This window comes from Thalassospira sp. ER-Se-21-Dark, assembly GCF_017922435.1.
Classification (GTDB): Bacteria; Pseudomonadota; Alphaproteobacteria; order Rhodospirillales; family Thalassospiraceae; genus Thalassospira.
The window spans coordinates 1-15,617 of record NZ_VDEZ01000004.1; the positions used below are offsets into that span (position 1 = coordinate 1).

General features: G+C 52.7%; 14 protein-coding genes, 1 tRNA gene and 1 rRNA gene. 12 read left to right on the forward strand and 4 right to left on the reverse strand.

Translation table 11 applies throughout. The features are described from left to right. Together rrf and FHI25_RS15350 are read left to right on the forward strand one after the other, a co-directional pair. Nucleotides 1–113, forward strand: a 5S ribosomal RNA gene (rrf, locus tag FHI25_RS15345); the annotation flags it as partial. 118 nt (nt 114–231) lie between these two features. Next, nucleotides 232–308 (forward strand) — tRNA-Met (locus FHI25_RS15350). Nucleotides 309–518: 210 nt separating this feature from the next. Here FHI25_RS15350 and FHI25_RS15355 read toward each other — a convergent pair. After that, complete coding sequence (locus FHI25_RS15355; RefSeq protein ID WP_210519229.1) at nt 519–1,406, reverse strand: hypothetical protein; 888 nt, start codon at nt 1,404–1,406, stop codon at nt 519–521. A 330-nt stretch (nt 1,407–1,736) separates the two neighbouring features. Here FHI25_RS15355 and FHI25_RS15360 point away from each other — a divergent pair, with 330 nt between their 5' ends. Genes FHI25_RS15360 through FHI25_RS15370 form a run of 3 tightly spaced genes read left to right on the forward strand, consistent with a single transcriptional unit; the run spans nt 1,737 to nt 5,049 of the window. Continuing rightward, nucleotides 1,737–3,557 carry a hypothetical protein gene (locus FHI25_RS15360; RefSeq protein WP_210519231.1) on the forward strand — a complete coding sequence of 607 codons (1,821 nt, stop codon included), beginning with the start codon at nt 1,737–1,739 and terminating at the stop codon, nt 3,555–3,557. Next, nucleotides 3,557–4,330, forward strand: coding sequence for a hypothetical protein (locus FHI25_RS15365; protein ID WP_210519233.1), 774 nt, complete (start codon nt 3,557–3,559; stop codon nt 4,328–4,330). Before FHI25_RS15360 ends, FHI25_RS15365 begins: the two co-directional genes overlap by 1 nt. Further along, the gene (locus FHI25_RS15370; protein WP_210519235.1) at nt 4,330–5,049 is read left to right on the forward strand and encodes a hypothetical protein; all 720 of its coding nucleotides are present in this window, start codon (nt 4,330–4,332) and stop codon (nt 5,047–5,049) included. Before FHI25_RS15365 ends, FHI25_RS15370 begins: the two co-directional genes overlap by 1 nt. A 13-nt stretch (nt 5,050–5,062) precedes the next feature. Here FHI25_RS15370 and FHI25_RS15375 read toward each other — a convergent pair whose 3' ends face one another. Further along, complete coding sequence (locus FHI25_RS15375; RefSeq protein ID WP_210519237.1) at nt 5,063–6,610, reverse strand: DNA cytosine methyltransferase; 1,548 nt, start codon at nt 6,608–6,610, stop codon at nt 5,063–5,065. A 65-nt stretch (nt 6,611–6,675) separates the two neighbouring features. Between FHI25_RS15375 and FHI25_RS15380 the strand changes: the two genes are divergently transcribed. Further along, entirely contained in the window at nt 6,676–7,098 is a 423-nt protein-coding gene (locus FHI25_RS15380) for a very short patch repair endonuclease (protein WP_210519239.1), read from the forward strand. 85 nt (nt 7,099–7,183) lie between these two features. On the opposite strand, the gene katG is transcribed toward FHI25_RS15380, so the two are convergent. Further along, nucleotides 7,184–9,367: a catalase/peroxidase HPI gene (gene katG, locus FHI25_RS15385; protein WP_210519251.1), complete on the reverse strand. Its 2,184-nt coding sequence runs from the start codon at nt 9,365–9,367 to the stop codon at nt 7,184–7,186. A gap of 477 nt (nt 9,368–9,844) precedes the next feature. Between katG and FHI25_RS15390 the strand changes: the two genes are divergently transcribed. The 6 genes from FHI25_RS15390 to FHI25_RS15415 all read left to right on the forward strand — a co-directional run bounded on the left by FHI25_RS15390 (nt 9,845) and on the right by FHI25_RS15415 (nt 14,372). Next, nucleotides 9,845–10,855, forward strand: a complete 1,011-nt coding sequence (locus FHI25_RS15390; protein ID WP_210519253.1) for a cation diffusion facilitator family transporter — start codon at nt 9,845–9,847, stop codon at nt 10,853–10,855. A 94-nt stretch (nt 10,856–10,949) separates the two neighbouring features. Beyond that, nucleotides 10,950–11,912, forward strand: coding sequence for a 2-dehydro-3-deoxygalactonokinase (locus tag FHI25_RS15395; protein ID WP_349238025.1), 963 nt, complete (start codon nt 10,950–10,952; stop codon nt 11,910–11,912). A 3-nt stretch (nt 11,913–11,915) separates the two neighbouring features. Next, on the forward strand, nt 11,916–12,569 hold the full coding sequence (locus FHI25_RS15400; RefSeq protein WP_210519255.1) for a 2-dehydro-3-deoxy-6-phosphogalactonate aldolase: 654 nt from the start codon (nt 11,916–11,918) through the stop codon (nt 12,567–12,569). Between the two features lie 145 nt (nt 12,570–12,714). Beyond that, the gene (locus FHI25_RS15405) at nt 12,715–13,494 is read left to right on the forward strand and encodes an SDR family oxidoreductase (RefSeq protein ID WP_210519258.1); all 780 of its coding nucleotides are present in this window, start codon (nt 12,715–12,717) and stop codon (nt 13,492–13,494) included. A gap of 159 nt (nt 13,495–13,653) precedes the next feature. Further along, nucleotides 13,654–13,926, forward strand: a complete 273-nt coding sequence (locus tag FHI25_RS15410) for a GIY-YIG nuclease family protein (protein ID WP_210519261.1) — start codon at nt 13,654–13,656, stop codon at nt 13,924–13,926. Between the two features lie 98 nt (nt 13,927–14,024). Then, nucleotides 14,025–14,372, forward strand: a complete 348-nt coding sequence (locus FHI25_RS15415; protein WP_008890446.1) for a hypothetical protein — start codon at nt 14,025–14,027, stop codon at nt 14,370–14,372. Between the two features lie 81 nt (nt 14,373–14,453). Here the strand turns inward: FHI25_RS15415 and FHI25_RS15420 are convergent, their stop codons facing one another. Further along, entirely contained in the window at nt 14,454–15,557 is a 1,104-nt protein-coding gene (locus FHI25_RS15420; RefSeq protein ID WP_210519264.1) for an ABC transporter substrate-binding protein, read from the reverse strand. Nucleotides 15,558–15,617: the final 60 nt, after the last annotated feature.

The following is a 15,617-nucleotide window of genomic DNA, read 5'->3' on the forward strand; positions in this document are numbered from 1 at the left end:
CGGTGGCCATAGCGGCCGGGAACCACCTGATCCCTTCCCGAACTCAGAAGTGAAACCAGCCTGCGCCGATGGTACTTTGTCTTAAGGCACGGGAGAGTAGGTCACCGCCGGGCCTTCCAAATACAGCAACATATTCCCTATAAACACACACCAAACATCAAACGCCGCATCACTCCAGACGCGGCGTTATCTGTTTAAACGCCAAGCGCCAAAACAGAATGCACCCACTGACGCGGGGTGGAGCAGTCCGGTAGCTCGTCAGGCTCATAACCTGAAGGTCAGAGGTTCAAATCCTCTCCCCGCAACCAAAACAACAAACCCCGCCATCCGGCGGGGTTTTGTCGTTTTAGTCTTGGGAAAAGGATTTGAACCTCTGATCTTCCTGCGTTCTGAGCCTGTGCTCATAACTTGAAGGCTGAAGACGTCAAGAAAACGTGCCAGTGGCACGTTTTTAGTCTGAAGGTCGAGCACGGCGAAGCCGCGCGCAGACTGCAGAGGTTCAGCCACATGCGCCAAACCTAATCCCCCGCAACCACCTCATCGACAACACCGGATGCTATAAGCTCTTCCACCTCCGGGAACCAAATCCCGGTATGCGGGGTGAGGAAGACTTGCTTGAGGAAGCTTTCGGCAATGCCCTGGCTGCGATAGAAGGTGATTTCCTTTTCCTGCTGGCCCTTGATGTCATAAAGCGGGACGGGGTAGTTCAGCTCAACCCGGTATTGATGGAAACCAAGCCGCCCGTTCGGGCCAAGGTAACGTTTGGCGCCGCCAATAAAGGCGGTTGTGCAGGCAGAACTGCAGGCGTCAAACACATAGGTGTCCAAGCCTCGATCCCGGATCAGGAAGCCCACACCGCGCCCTTCATAGACATGCCCGCCATCACTGTGCAGCACGATGCCGGTCACACCCGGATTTTCATCGAGCAAAGCGGCCAACCGCTGCGCCATACCCAGTGCAAAAGTGCCGGTGATGTGAATGCGGGTGTTATCGGGGCTAAGCGTCAGCGCATACTGGCTGGCGCGGGCATCTTCCAGCTCGGTCAGGTTGACCGGAATAAACTTCTCCGGGGCAAGGGCACGGAAAGACGCCGCGATACTGAGTGCGGTAAAGACCAGAGAAAGCCCGACCACCCCATAGGTCACAACGGTCCAGATATTGGCAAGAATGCTCGATTGATGTTGGGTGGCGCGCAGCACACCGACCACCTGCCAGACAAAAACAACGCCATGAAAAAGAAGAATAAACGCAACCGTCGCGATCAGCGCCGGGATGCGATCAGCGATATAGGGCGGGAGTGTATAGCGATCAGCAAACAGGATCAGGGCACGGATCAGGATCAGGTTGACGCAGAGCGCGAATAACAGCGCATGCTTTCCGTGCCAGTGAGCGCGTAGATATCCCAAATGCTTCTACCATTAAACGTGATAGGGACCTATTCCACGATACAAGCTTATCATTCTTACCGCCAATTCAAATAATCTGCGGGCGGCTGTTGGGCAGTATTGATTTTGGCCGCGCTTGAATACGTGATTCGTCGATCTAGCTACGATTAAACACCGGTAAGTTCGATGGCATCTATTAGTATTTTCTTGAGATTGTACAACTGGTGAAGGTACGCTCTGTGAGAAATGGCTGTTTGGGTTGTATCAGATGGGGCCGCGGACTTTGCTTCGGTGCCGGGGTCATAGGGATGTTGTGGCTGATAGTAAAAGTTAAAAAATTTGAGAGGAAAAATGGCGGGGAATTGGGAATTTAACGAAGCTGATCCTTCAAGTGTGCGTGTAGGTGTAACGCAAAGAGATCAGTTCAATAACGATGATGTTGGTTTAACTGAAGCTCTAGTGCGAGAGGTTATCCAGAACTCGTCCGACGCGGGAGTTGGGGAGACTCCTGTAAAAGTTTGTTTCCAGCTCAAGAATCTAGACAGTGTCGAGAAAAACGAACTTTTGAGCAAATTTGAGAGTCTTGAGCCACACCTTTTGGCATGTGGACTGAAATTACCACGTGGGTCAATGGATGACGTCCGCGTATTAGTTATTGAGGACTACAATACTAGAGGACTGACCGGAAGTTTTGAGAGCTTAGATAAAGACAACTTCGACAGTTTTTGGCGGGCGGTGGGAGAATCCGAAAAAAAAGGTGGCAAAGGTGGCCGCTGGGGGTTGGGGAAACTGGTCTATTCCTCTTCTTCTAGAGTTCGCTCCTTTTTTGGACTAACGGTACGCGAGGGTGAAGAAGAACTCTCAATAATGGGCCAATCAGTTCTCGCTAATCATAATTTGGGCGAGACTTATCATCCTGCTCATGGGTTCTGGTTCTCTAGCCGGTCGGATAACTCACTTAAACTGCAGTTGCCCGTTCAAGATCCAGTTGAAAGTGAGAAGTTTAGAACGCTTTTCGGTGTTGAGCGTAAAAAACAACCGGGGCTGAGCATTGTTATCCCATACCTAATTGACGGAATTACTGAGGATGCCTTGATACGGGCAGTGCTGTCCAACTACTACTTTCCTATTCTGGCTGGCCGACTGGAGGTTGAGGTTGGAGCGAAAATTATAGATGCAGCGACATTCCTAGACTTAGTTTCCGAAGTTCAGGCAGATAGCAAAAAGGTCCCATTCCAATTCATCAAAGATGTCAGCGACAAGTTGGCTGCAGAGGCGGAGTTTTCTTCGTCGGTAAGTTTGAGGCAAAGCAGACTTAGCGAAGAACAGTTCTCAAATGACCAAATATCGGAAATGAAATCGAAATTTTCGGCCGGAAAACTCGTCCATGCATGCGTTCCGGTTTCAGTAAGCAAAATAAATGGTGATGTGCAAATAGGACATCTGGACTTGTTTTTAATGGGGGTGACAGACGAGGAGAGTCCATACTCTTTGTGCGCGAGAGGGCCAATTACACTGCCAGGAGAGAAGTCATTCGTTGGAGCTATTGCCAGAGGGGCTATGGTCGCGCACGACGACGTCTTGGCAGAGTTTTTAGGTGATGCAGAAAATCCTGCCCACACAGCTTGGAATTCAAATGCCGAGAAGCTCAACGCACGGTGGAGTAAACCTCGAACGACTCTGACAGCTGTTCGACATTCCTTGCGCGACTTGTACTCGTTGATCGCAGAGCAAGAGGAGATGGAAGATAGTGATGCACTAATAGATTTTTTCTCGTTGGTGGATAAAGGCAATGCGAAAAAGGATAAAAAAAAGAAAGTAAAAAAACCTAAGATAGATGTTCCAGCGCGTGAAGTAGCAATTCGGATTGTTGCGGCAAAAGGAGGTTTTACCATTGTGTCAGGACCTGGTGCACTTACATGGGATTATCCCAGAAATATTCGTGTAAGGCTTGCATACGATATAATTGGAGCTGATCCCTTTAGGCAGCATAGTCCATATGATTTTGATCTGAATAACAAACAGCAAATTGAGTTGGAATATGAAACAGGCAGCATCGATATAATAAAACCGAACGTGTTTGTTTATGAAGTTGACGATCCTGAATTCCGGCTTGAAGCAAAAGGGTTTGATACCCGTAGAGACTTGGTTGTGGATGCGAGGGCCGTCTGATGAGCAGTGCAAAAAGACGTATTAACTCGACCGGTCGAAAGCGTATCGGACAAGAAAGTATAAGCATCGAGTTCTTGGATGTGCAACCTGGCGATCCCGTTGCGGTAAAAATATCAATTTCACTTAAAAGCGGTGAGTTTCCAAGCGATGCCAACGTGGTATTCGAGGCCTATCATAGATCAACCACAATGCGTTTCGACTGTGGGACAGTTGGCCATCTCGTGATCCCCGACAAGATTCATCTTACAGATCTCGACCATAGTATGAGTATTCAGTTCAGATTGAAAGTCGTAGACCCCGATGTTGAACCTGGGAGGATATTGGGAGCTGCATCGCGTTTGAAGGCTAAAGATGAGGGAGATGTCGACGGGAGAAGAAGTTTCTTCCCGATTTTTTACCGAGATCTACGTCATGATGTTTGGAAGGTGGAAATTGAACAGGGAAGTCGTCCGGCACTGATTGTCAACAAGAGAATATCAGGTTTCACACATAAACTTTCGGCTAGCCCTATGATGCAGGCGATTTTGTTGCCAGCGGCATTACGGTTCGTGCTTTTGGAGCTTGTTGAGACTTCGGATGATGGAGAAGAAGATGGTGAGCAAAGCTGGAAGGATGATTGGTTGGAATACTGTCGTTCTGAGTTGAATGTTGATGATGATCCGCGGGAGCTAGTCGGAGAGGATGAGAAAAATGATTGGATAGATGATGTTCTAATGAAGTTTTGTGAGAGTTACGCTTTCGTTCAGAACGTAAGAAAATCGGAGGAGGGTTGATGCAGAAAGTTCTAAGGAAGCTGAACGACAAGGGTACGTATGAATTCCGTCAGTACATATTGTCGGGTGCTGTAGGAGAGCCTCCGTATTATTTACTTGAAGATAAAGAAACTTCATCGCCCTTGAAGCAGAAAGTTGCACTAGGATCAGGGGTGTTTGAAGATAGATATCAGTTTGGAGTGTATCTAAACTCTTTACTTTCCGAGTTTAACCCTGCGGAAATAAGCGGTGACTCAGGTTTGTGGAATGCGTTGGCGCTGTTCTGGTTTGAGCGCATATGTCCAAAAATGCAAAATGGAGACAGAGATACTAAAAAAGAGTATAAATACATTCTGAGTGAAGATTTTAGGCATTATTACCGCCATCTGATCCGGTCTCCTTGGCAATTAGTCAAGGATCACGGAGCATCTTCTCAGTTTTTGTTGATTTCACCTAAAAAAAGAAAGTTCCCGCTAAGTACGCAAGGTGAAATATTTGAGCAGCTACTTGCTAGGCAGCAAATATTTGGGAGTAGTTCTATAATTAGGGCGGCAAACAAACTATATTTTGATCAGGTTTCTTTTCGCCCCAAGACTGGTGTCGCGGGAAGGGGCAGGGGGTGCGCGCAGCGCTTTGGTTTGGTGTTACGTCAACTCGCTCTCACATATGATGCAGAACAAATGTCAGAAGAGGCTTTGATTGGTATTTTACCCGGAGAGTTTGAGAGGTGGAAAACTTGAAAGTATTTAGATATTAGTGTTTCGAGACAAAATATGAGTAGAGTTTCATAGCTATCAGTCTTGCCAAGTAGGGTGGTACCGCATTCCCAACCTGAACATATTGCTCTGTCCGGTTGCCCTTAAAGAAATAGTTGTCTGGAAATGTCTGTAGGCGTGCCGCTTCTCGCACTGTAAGGCTACGGCATTGCAATGCATCAGGGTGAATAAAGTAATGGCCGTCCTTTGAAATATGGCTTGTTACTGTAGTTGCTGGTCTGTCAGCAATCTGTACGCGGAATCTGTCCGCAAACTTGCCTGTATCCCAGTTCTTATGGTTTGGGGCAAGCTCCTGCGGGAACTCGATTGCTTTGGGGGACCTGCCGACAAGATTCCCAAATATTGCTGCATACATGTAGCGACCAAGGTCCGATGCCATATGACCACGTGTTTCATGATTAGGTAGTCTTTTCAGTTTGGGGTCTTCAAGCCAGAGCCGAAGGTCTTGAATGCACTCTTCATGTAACTTGGTGCCAGATGTGTTTGTTCTGTCCAAGTCAGGGAACTCGGCGTACTGCCTTTTCAGTTCAGCTAAAGCCTGCCGGAATTGATGCTGATCGAGTGTCTCAGGTAGGTTTGCGCAGCTATCAAGCAAAACAATCGCTTTAGCGACGGAAGTGTACCAGCTTTCGGGAGTGTCTTTCCGGCTTAGGCCGCTGCGCAGTTTGGGTAAGCTTCCCAGAACATGACATACAGTTGCCTGCACATCGACTTTGGTCAAAGCTGTTTCCGCTAACGAGTTTGATGACAACAGAATGTCCTTGCGGACCCCAACAATAATCACCCTATGGCGTGCTTGGGGAACACCGTAATCTTCCGCTCTGACAATGAATTCTGAGGGAGAGGGCATTACCCAATCGGTTTGTTGGTTGTTGGAATCTGAAAGTGAAAGAAGTCTGTAACTGTCATCCCCGCCTGCCGACTGCAAATCTAGCATGACCTGTTGAAAAATCCGGTCGCCCTTAACTGCAGAAGAGAGCATACCCTTTACGTTCTCCATCACGAATAGTGCAGGCTGGAGGTTTGAAAGGACATTCACGTACTCCTGATACAAGAAGTGGCGTTCGTCTTCATGGGGATGGTAGTCGGCTTTTCCCGCATTTCTGGAGCGTCCTACAAGCGAGTAGGCTTGGCAGGGTGGGCCGCCTATAAGAACTGTATTACCCCCGTACTGTGCTTTTATTTCTTCCAGGCGTTTGTTGACAACCGCAGCAGTTTCCGGATGCCCCAATTCCATGAGAATGGCTTCGTGCTGGGCTTCCGCCCAATGATCGGGATAGAGTTTTTCCCAGTCAGGCTCTTCGGTATCGCCATTTAGAAAATCATAGTACTCGTCGGGAAAACCGTTTTCGAACTTGCGAAGAAAACTTCGCAAAGTCAGTGTGGCATGTGCAGATGGCTCTTTCTCGACCGAGAGCTCTATCTTGAAAGGCTTGTTGCCATCTGGTGTGCTGAAGGTGGAAAAACCTTCTCCTAGTCCTCCTGGGCCGGAGAACAGGTCCACTACGCCGATTTTCTGATTCATTTGCACTGTATTTGCGATGTTGTGATTATGTTTTATCGTTATTCGGGATTGGTAGCACACTCGAGATGGATATCGTAGACTCAAAGACGCGTTCGAGAATGATGTCGAACATTAAGGGCAAAAACACCAAGCCTGAAATGGTTTTACGGCGTGCTCTGCATCAAATCGGCTTTCGGTATGTTCTCCATGACAAACGGTTGCCTGGCAAGCCGGACATGGTTTTTCCAAAGTACAGATCAGTTGTTTTCGTCCATGGCTGTTTTTGGCATCAGCATCAGGGGTGTAAGAATGCGACTATGCCGTCTACGCGTCCAGATTTCTGGAAAAACAAGCTCCGAGGCAATGTCGTTCGTGACCGAGAGCGGATTGAGGAACTCAAGTATTTAGGTTGGCGGGTGTTGGTTGTTTGGGAATGCGAGCTTTCAAGAAACCAATTTGCCTACACAGTTGAAAACTGTCGTGACTGGCTTCTGGCCGGTCGAGATTAAAAAAGAAAAACACCCCCGGCCGCACGACTGGGGGTGTTCTTATTCCGAAGCCCTAAAGCTCCAAATCACATCAGGCTATCCGCCCTCACGCCAGATCAAAGCGATCCGCGTTCATGACCTTCACCCAAGCCGCGACGAAGTCCTTGACGAACTTCTCGTGGTTGTCGTCCTGGGCGTAGACTTCGGCATAGGCGCGCAGGATCGAGTTGGAGCCAAACACCAGATCCACACGGGTGGCGGTGAATTTGGTGTCGCCGGACTTGCGATCAACGATGTTATAGAGGTTGTCGCCCGCAGGTTTCCAGCTGTAGCCCATGTCGGTCAGATTGACGAAGAAGTCGTTCGTCAGAACACCAACACGATCCGTGAAGACACCGTGTTTGGTGCCGCCATGGTTGGTGCCAAGGGCCCGCATACCACCGATCAGGCAGGTCATTTCATGCGCGGTCAGGCCCATGAGCTGTGCACGGTCGAGCAGCATTTCCTCTGGCGAGACGACATAGTCCTTTTTCGACCAGTTGCGGAAACCGTCGGCAAGCGGCTCAAGCACATCGAAGCTGTCGGCATCGGTCATTTCATCGGTCGCGTCACCACGGCCCGGTGCGAACGGGACGGTGATGTTCACACCGGCATCACGGGCGGCCTTTTCAACCGCAGCCGTACCGGCCAGAATGATGAGATCAGCCATCGAGACTTTCTTGGCAAGGCCTGCCTGGAAGTCTTCAAGCGCCTTCAGGACCTTGGCAAGGCGTGCGGGTTCGTTGCCTTCCCAGTCCTTCTGCGGAGCAAGACGGATGCGCGCGCCATTGGCACCACCCCGGCGGTCGGAACCGCGGAAGGTGCGCGCACTATCCCAGGCGGTGTTGATCAGATCGGTCGCGGAAACGCCAAGGCCGAGCAGCTTGGATTTGAGATCGGCGATTTCGGAATCCGAGAGGGTGTAATCAACCGACGGGATCGGGTCCTGCCAGATCAGGTCTTCTTTCGGGACATCCGGGCCGAGATAGCAGGCCTTCGGGCCCATATCACGGTGGGTCAGTTTGAACCATGCGCGGGCAAAGCAATCGGAGAAATATTCAAAGTCGTTATTGAATTTCTCGATGATGGCGCGATAGGTCGGGTCCATCTTCATGGCCATGTCGGCATCGGTCATGATCGGCATGCGACGGATTGACGGATCTTCGACGTCAACCGGCATGTCTTCTTCTTTAATGCCGATCGGTTCCCACTGGTTGGCACCGGCCGGGCTTTTCTTGAGCTCCCACTCATAGCCCAGCAAAAGTTTGCAATAGCCGTTATCCCACTTGGTCGGGTGGGTAGTCCAGGCACCTTCGATGCCGGACGTTACAGTATCGCGGCCAATGCCACGCTTGGTGTGGTTCATCCAGCCAAAGCCCTGTTCATGGACATCGGCGGCTTCGGGTTCGGCTTCAAGCAGGGATGCATCGCCGTTGCCGTGCGTTTTACCAACCGTGTGACCCCCAACCGTAAGGGCAGCGGTTTCTTCGTCGTCCATTGCCATGCGGGCAAAGGTTTCACGCACCTGAGCGGCGGTCTTGAGCGGGTCGGGCTGACCATTCACCCCTTCCGGGTTCACATAGATCAGGCCCATCTGAACAGCCGCCAGCGGGTTTTCCATGGTGTCGGGCTTGGAGACATCGTCATAACGATTGTCAGATGGGGCCAGCCATTCGCGTTCGGCACCCCAATAGGTGTCCTTTTCCGGGTGCCAGATATCTTCGCGGCCACCGGCAAAGCCAAAGACCTTAAGACCCATCGACTCATAAGCCATGGTGCCGGCCAGAATGATCAGATCAGCCCAGGAAAGCTTGTTGCCGTATTTCTTTTTGATCGGCCAGAGAAGACGGCGGGCCTTGTCAAGGTTGGTGTTATCAGGCCAGGAGTTCAGCGGCGCAAAACGCAGGTTGCCCTTGCCGCCGCCACCACGGCCATCGGCCAGACGGTACGACCCGGCAGAGTGCCATGCCATACGGATCATCAGCCCGCCATAATGGCCCCAATCGGCCGGCCACCAGTCCTGGCTGTCGGTCATGAGATTTTTGATGTCGGTCTTGACCGCTTCAAGGTCGAGCTTTTTGAATTCTTCAGCATAGTTGAAGTCTTCCCCATAGGGGTTCACCTTGGTGTCATGCTGATGAAGGATGTCGAGGTTAAGCGTTTTCGGCCACCAGTCGCTTACCGATTTGCCGGTCTCGGTCATGCCGCCATGCATTACCGGACATTTCCCTGCGGTATGTTTTCCGTCCATTTTTTCTCTCTCCGTCGTGGCTGAGATGTTTTAAACAGCTCCTGGACCTGTATCGCGTTGGTCGCGTCTTTTGGTGGTGTCTCCCTGAATTGATTTAACCAAAACCAACGAGATGAAACCAGAGTTTATGCGTTAAGGTTTCATGTTGTAGGTAATGATCAACTCAAAGATCGCAATGCGACACAGATCATTCAATCCGATGCAACGGGTTCCCCATCGCTGTTTGAAGGCTACCAACTGCAAGTGTGATAGGGGAAATAGTTATTTCGTTTTGTTTTGATAGTTTTTGTCAATGATAAAGGTTCGTATGTGGAAAGCGGATGGTTTGTCGTGCCGATAAGCCGGACCGTGACATTTGCAATCAGTCGGGTAGACTGTGTTCGCGTTCACAGCATTAAGGCGGGGTTTTCCTGATCCCGTCTATTGCACGCTTCCATACTGTCCTGTTGCAGCCCCACAAAAAGCGGAAATCCCGACATGTCTCATTCTTCAAAAGGCGCCATTTACATGGCTGCAGCAGCCAATCTGTTGATTGCTGTCGCCAAGTTTGGCGGGGCGGCGATTACCGGCTCAGCCGCGATGATGTCGGAAGGTATTCATTCACTGGTCGATACCGGCAATCAGGGGCTTTTGCTTTTGGGGTTAAAGCTTTCAACCCGCGAGCCCGATGAACACCACCCGCTGGGATATGGCAAGGAAACCTATTTCTGGTCGTTTCTGGTGGCGGTGATGATTTTCGGGCTGGGTGCTGGCGTTTCCATCTGGGAAGGGGTGGACAAGGTCATTCATCCGCATGCGCTTGATGTGCATGTGGTGGCAACGCTTGGCGGGTTTGCGGTTCGGACCTATCACGTTGTGTTTTCGATCCTGGCGATTGCGATTGTGCTTGAGGGCATGGCGTTTCGCACGGCGTATCTGGCCTTTCGGGCACAGAACCCCGGCATCCCGTTGATCAAGGCGGTACGCGGCAGCAAGGATCCGACGGTGTTTGTCATCCTGTTTGAGGATTCAGCAGCGCTTTTGGGGCTTGTTGTCGCCTGTGTCGGGATTGCTGCGGCGTATTTGCTTGAAATGCCGGTACTTGATGGGCTGGCATCGGTGATGATCGGGCTTATTCTGGCGGTGACGGCGTTTTTGTTGGCGGTTGAATGCAAGGGGCTTTTGATCGGTGAGAGTGCCAATAGCCAAAGCCGTAAAATGATTGCCGAGATGGTCGCGGCCATTCCCGGCATCCTTAAGGTCAACGAGATCGTGACCCTGCATCACGGGCCGCAAAGCCTGATGGTCTGTGTCAGTGTCGATTTTCAGGACAAGGTAACCTCAAAGCAGGTTGAAGCCGCCGTCAGTCGCCTTGAAAGCGATATCCGTGCGGCGATCCCGGAAGTCTCCAAGGTGTTTATTGAAGCGCAAAACTGGCGTTCGCATCAGGAACTGCTTGATCAGGCCGGAGATGCTGATGGCAACCCCGTTGCAGAGCGTCCGGCGTGATCCCGACTTGGTACTGTTCCGCATCAGGGTGCATTGACCACAGGGCTTTGCAATAGTATGAGGAATAAAATCAACAACGAAATTCGAGGGCAGGGTGACCGCGTTAAATCAGGATTACGGAACGTCTCTGTCATGGATTGCGGTTGATTGGGGGACCTCCAATCTGCGGGTCTGGGCGATGGATGATAAGGCTAACATCCTTGGCAGCGCGGAAAGCCCGCTTGGCATGAATGCGATTGCCGGTGACCCGAAGCTCTCATTTGAAGCTGTTTTGCTCGGGCTGATTGACGGCTGGCTGCCCGAGGGGGTGATGGGCCTGCCTGTGATGATCTGTGGCATGGCCGGGGCAAAGCAAGGCTGGCTTGAAGCGCCTTATTGCGATGTCCCAGCACGGCCTTCGGATCTGGCACAGGGGGCGGTGAAGCCAAATGTGAATGATCCTCGCATTTCCGTCTTTATCCTGCCCGGCCTTTGTCAGCGCGGTGACTCTGACGTCATGCGCGGCGAGGAAACCCAGCTTGTTGGTTTTATGGCAGGACATCCCGACTTTTCCGGTTGGGTCTGTTTGCCCGGCACCCATTCGAAATGGGCGCGGATTGCGGGGGGCGAGATTACAGCCTTTCGCACCTATATGAGCGGCGAGGTGTTTGCGCTGCTGTCAAACAACTCGATCCTGAAACATTCTGTGGATGACACGTGGGACGATGCGGCCTTTGCCGATGCAGTCCGCGCCGCGCGAACGCAGCCGACCGCTTTTCTGCACAGCCTGTTTGGCGTGCGCGCCGGGGCGCTTGTTGCCCCCGCCGGAACATCGGTGCCGCCGGGGGCTTCGGTGCTGTCGGGCACTGTTATCGGTACCGAAATTGCCGATGTCCTGGGGCTTTTGGAGCCAGGCGAAAACATTGCCCTGATCGGGGCGGGCAAGCTGGCCTCGCTATATCAGGCGGCCTTGGCCGTTCATCATCACAAGGCTGCCCTCCAAGACGGGGCGGCGATTACACTTGCGGGCCTGAGTCAGGCCTATGGCACGCTTATTTCAGCATCGAAGGAAAACTGACCCATGGCACCCTATGTTGCAGAACAGATTACCGATGCAACGACCGGCAAGACACACCGTCGCCTGATCGCAATTCTGCGTGGCGTGCAGCCCCACGAAGCCGCCGATATGGCGCGCGCACTGGTCGATGCCGGAATCACGATGATCGAGGTGCCGCTCAACTCCCCCGAACCACTTAAAAGCATTGCCGCAATGAAGGATGCTGTTGGTGACGCGGCCCTGATCGGGGCGGGTACGGTCCTGACGACTGATAACGTTGCCGATGTCAAAGCTGCAAGCGGGGAGTTCGTCGTTTCGCCGAACTGCGATATCGACGTGATCGCCAAGACCAAGGAAGTTGGTATGGGTTCCTGGCCGGGTGTTCTGACGCCGACGGAATGCTTTGCCGCGATCAAGGCCGGGGCCGACGGGCTTAAGATCTTCCCGGCCAGCATCATTGGGGCAGAGGGCATCAAGGCCATGCGCGCGGTTCTGCCCGCCGATATGCCGGTCTATGCCGTCGGCGGTGTCGGCCCGGATGATTTTGCCACCTATGCCAAGGCGGGTTGTGATGGCTTTGGGCTTGGATCGGGCATCTATAAACCCGGCATGACAGCCAGTGACGTTTCAAAGGCGGCCATCGCTTATGTTAGCGCGCATGATGCGGTGTTTGGCTAAAAAGCCTTTGTCACTTTGCGTTGGTAGCCGGTTCTGGAACATTCGGTTTTAAAATCATACCAAATCATGGAAGCGCGTTTGACCCGCGCGATATCGACGGCTAAATTCCAGCCATTGTCTGAATTCCTGAATATGGGAGGATCCATTGGATCTTGGAATCAAGGGCCGCAAGGCCATCGTTTGTGCGTCATCCAAGGGGCTTGGCCGTGGCTGCGCAATCAAGCTGGCAGAAGCCGGTGTTGATCTCGTGCTCAATGCGCGTTCCGAAGGGCCGCTGAACGAAACGGCTGAATATATCCGCGATACCTATGGCGTGAATGTCACCACGGTTGCGTGTGATATCACCACCGAAGAAGGCCGTAACAAGGTTCTGGCTGCGGTTGATGCGCCTGACATTCTTGTCAACAACGCTGGTGGTCCGCCCCCGGGTGTGTGGTCCGACTGGGGCCAGAAGGAATGGGAAGCCGCGGTTCAGTCCAACATGCTGACTCCGATCCTGCTGGCAACTGCTGTTCTGCCGGGCATGATTTCGCGTCAGTGGGGCCGGATTGTGAATATCACGTCGGGTTCGGTTAAATCGCCGATCCCGCATCTGGGGCTGTCGAATGGTGCCCGTGCCGGTCTGACCGGCTTTGTCGCGGGCACGTCGCGTCAGGTCGCCAAGGATGGCGTGATCATGAACAACCTTCTGCCGGGACAGCATGATACTGACCGTATCAATGCGCTGATGACCAACAAGTCCAAGGCAGAAGGCATCACCCTTGAGGAAGCACGCACCAAAACACAGGCGGGCCTTCCCACGGGCCGGTTTGGTGATCCGCTTGATTTCGGGGCGACCTGCGCCTTCATGTGCAGCGAGCACGCGAAGTTCATGGTCGGGCAGAATGTCCTGCTCGACGGTGGTGCCTTCAACTCCACCCTCTAATTCGTCCCATGCTGGTCTGCAAACGGCTGGCTTTTGCGCTTCCGGTGCTCACGTACTTTAAGTACGCTGCGCGCCGGTTCTCAAAGTCAGCCGTTTTCGCCACAGCATGAAACGAATTCAGGTACGTGATGCAACAACGGCGATAGCGCGAGTTCATAGATGGCGTCATTCACCTTTGTTTATGTGCTGCGCGAACGTGATTTCAGGCCGGGGCAGGGTAAGGCTACTTTGCCCCGGACCTATGTTGGCTGGTCGACCGACGTTGAGGCCAGGCTTGCAACGCACAATAGCGGCAAGGGGGCCAGGACCACCCGTGGTCGGCAGTGGGAACTGGTTTATGTCGAACGGTTCCGCACATTCGGGCAGGCGATGAGCCGCGAATGGCATCTCAAGCGGGATCGCAAGTTGCGTAAGATGCTGGCGGGCGGTTAGGCCGTTTTTGATGGTGCCCAAATCAGCACTTGCATCATCGCGCCAAGTAACAGATATGTCCTTGCAAATAACGCATCTAAACCGGGGTACCATCGATCATGGCATTCGTTCGCAAAAATCCACTGAAACTCAACAATCTGCAGCTGCGCACCCTTGTGCTGGCACAGGTGATTGCCAAGGATCCGAATTCGGGCAAGATTGACGAGGCCACCGGCGAAGCAACGCTTTTGCGCGTTCCCCATGCCCATGGTGATCATGTTCATGTAGGCAAGTTTACCGTGGCCGCCCGCGACGCCAGCGGGTTCGATAACCCGGCTGTCTGGGTTGCCCTTGCCCGCAAGGGGCTGGTCAAGGAAGGCTATCCGGCCAGCATCGTTCTGACCAAGGAAGGCATGGAATATGATACCGGCCTTGGCGATCATTTCCTGGAAGAAAGCGATCACTAGGATCGGTTGATAGCGATACCAACCTGAGACGAAAAAGCCCTGCATGTGCAGGGCTTTTGTTTTGGCAATGATGTGCGGTGTTTAGTCGACCCGGATGAATTTTCCGTCCTGGATGGCCACAAAATAGATGTTGCGGTTGCCATCGCCAAAGGCATCAAACACCAGTTCCTGATGCAGCCCCTGTTGCGGCGGCAGATTGGTCAGCGCATCGGCAAGCGATTGATCCGGGTGCTTGGTGCGGAGTGCGGCAAACAGGACGGTTGCCGCGTCATAGCCCAGAACCGCGGTATAGCCGGGCTGACGGCCGAACATTTCGTTGAACGCCGCGACAAATTTCTGGAAGCGCGGATTGGTGTCATAGCGGTCATAGGCCTGTGCCAGTTCCACGCCCTCGACCGCCTCGCCACCGACCTCGATCAGGGCCTGTGAACCCGCCCATTCTGAGACAGCCAGCGGAACGCTTGATGACAGCTTGCGGATTTCCTGCGCCATCATCGCACTGTCTGTGCTGTTGGTGATCAGAACGATCGCGTCGGGATCGTCGGCCAACAACTGGGTTGCGGCTTCGGCGTGGGTGATATTGTCAGTATTGATCCAGATTTTGGAGATGACCCGCCCGTCAAGGGCATCAAGTTCCAGAAGGAACTCGCGGTACCAGCTATCGGTAAAGGCCTGGTTCTGGCCGTCAAGGGCAAGGGCGACCCGTTCATAGCCCTGATCGATATAGCGACGGGCATAGGCGCGCGCATTTTCGCGCGTCGTGGTGTTCATGCGAAACAGGTTGTCACGAAAACCGGCAAAGTCGGCCGCAGAGACCGTCGGCGAAATGGTCACGACACCCAATTCATTGATCACCGGCAGCATCGCCATGCCGATCGAACTGATGATCGGGCCGACAATGGCATCAACGCCAAGGCGCTTGAGCTCGCGCACGTGAATTTGTGCCACTTCCGGGGTTTTCAGATCATCACGCGGAATGATTTCCACCATGCGGCCATTGATGCCGCCATCGGTATTGACCTGTTGGGCGGCCAGTTTCAACGCATCAAGCGCGTCCGTTCCGGCATCCGATCCGGGACCGGACAGGCCGGCAATGAAACCGATTTTGATCGGGCCTGATTGATCACAGGCAACCAGCAAGAAGCATCCGACAAAGACAGAGCACAGAAACCTGATGGACCGCATTTTATTCCTTGCAGTTTTTCTTGATCGGCCCGATAGGCTGGCCCTTTGTTATTGCCTTAT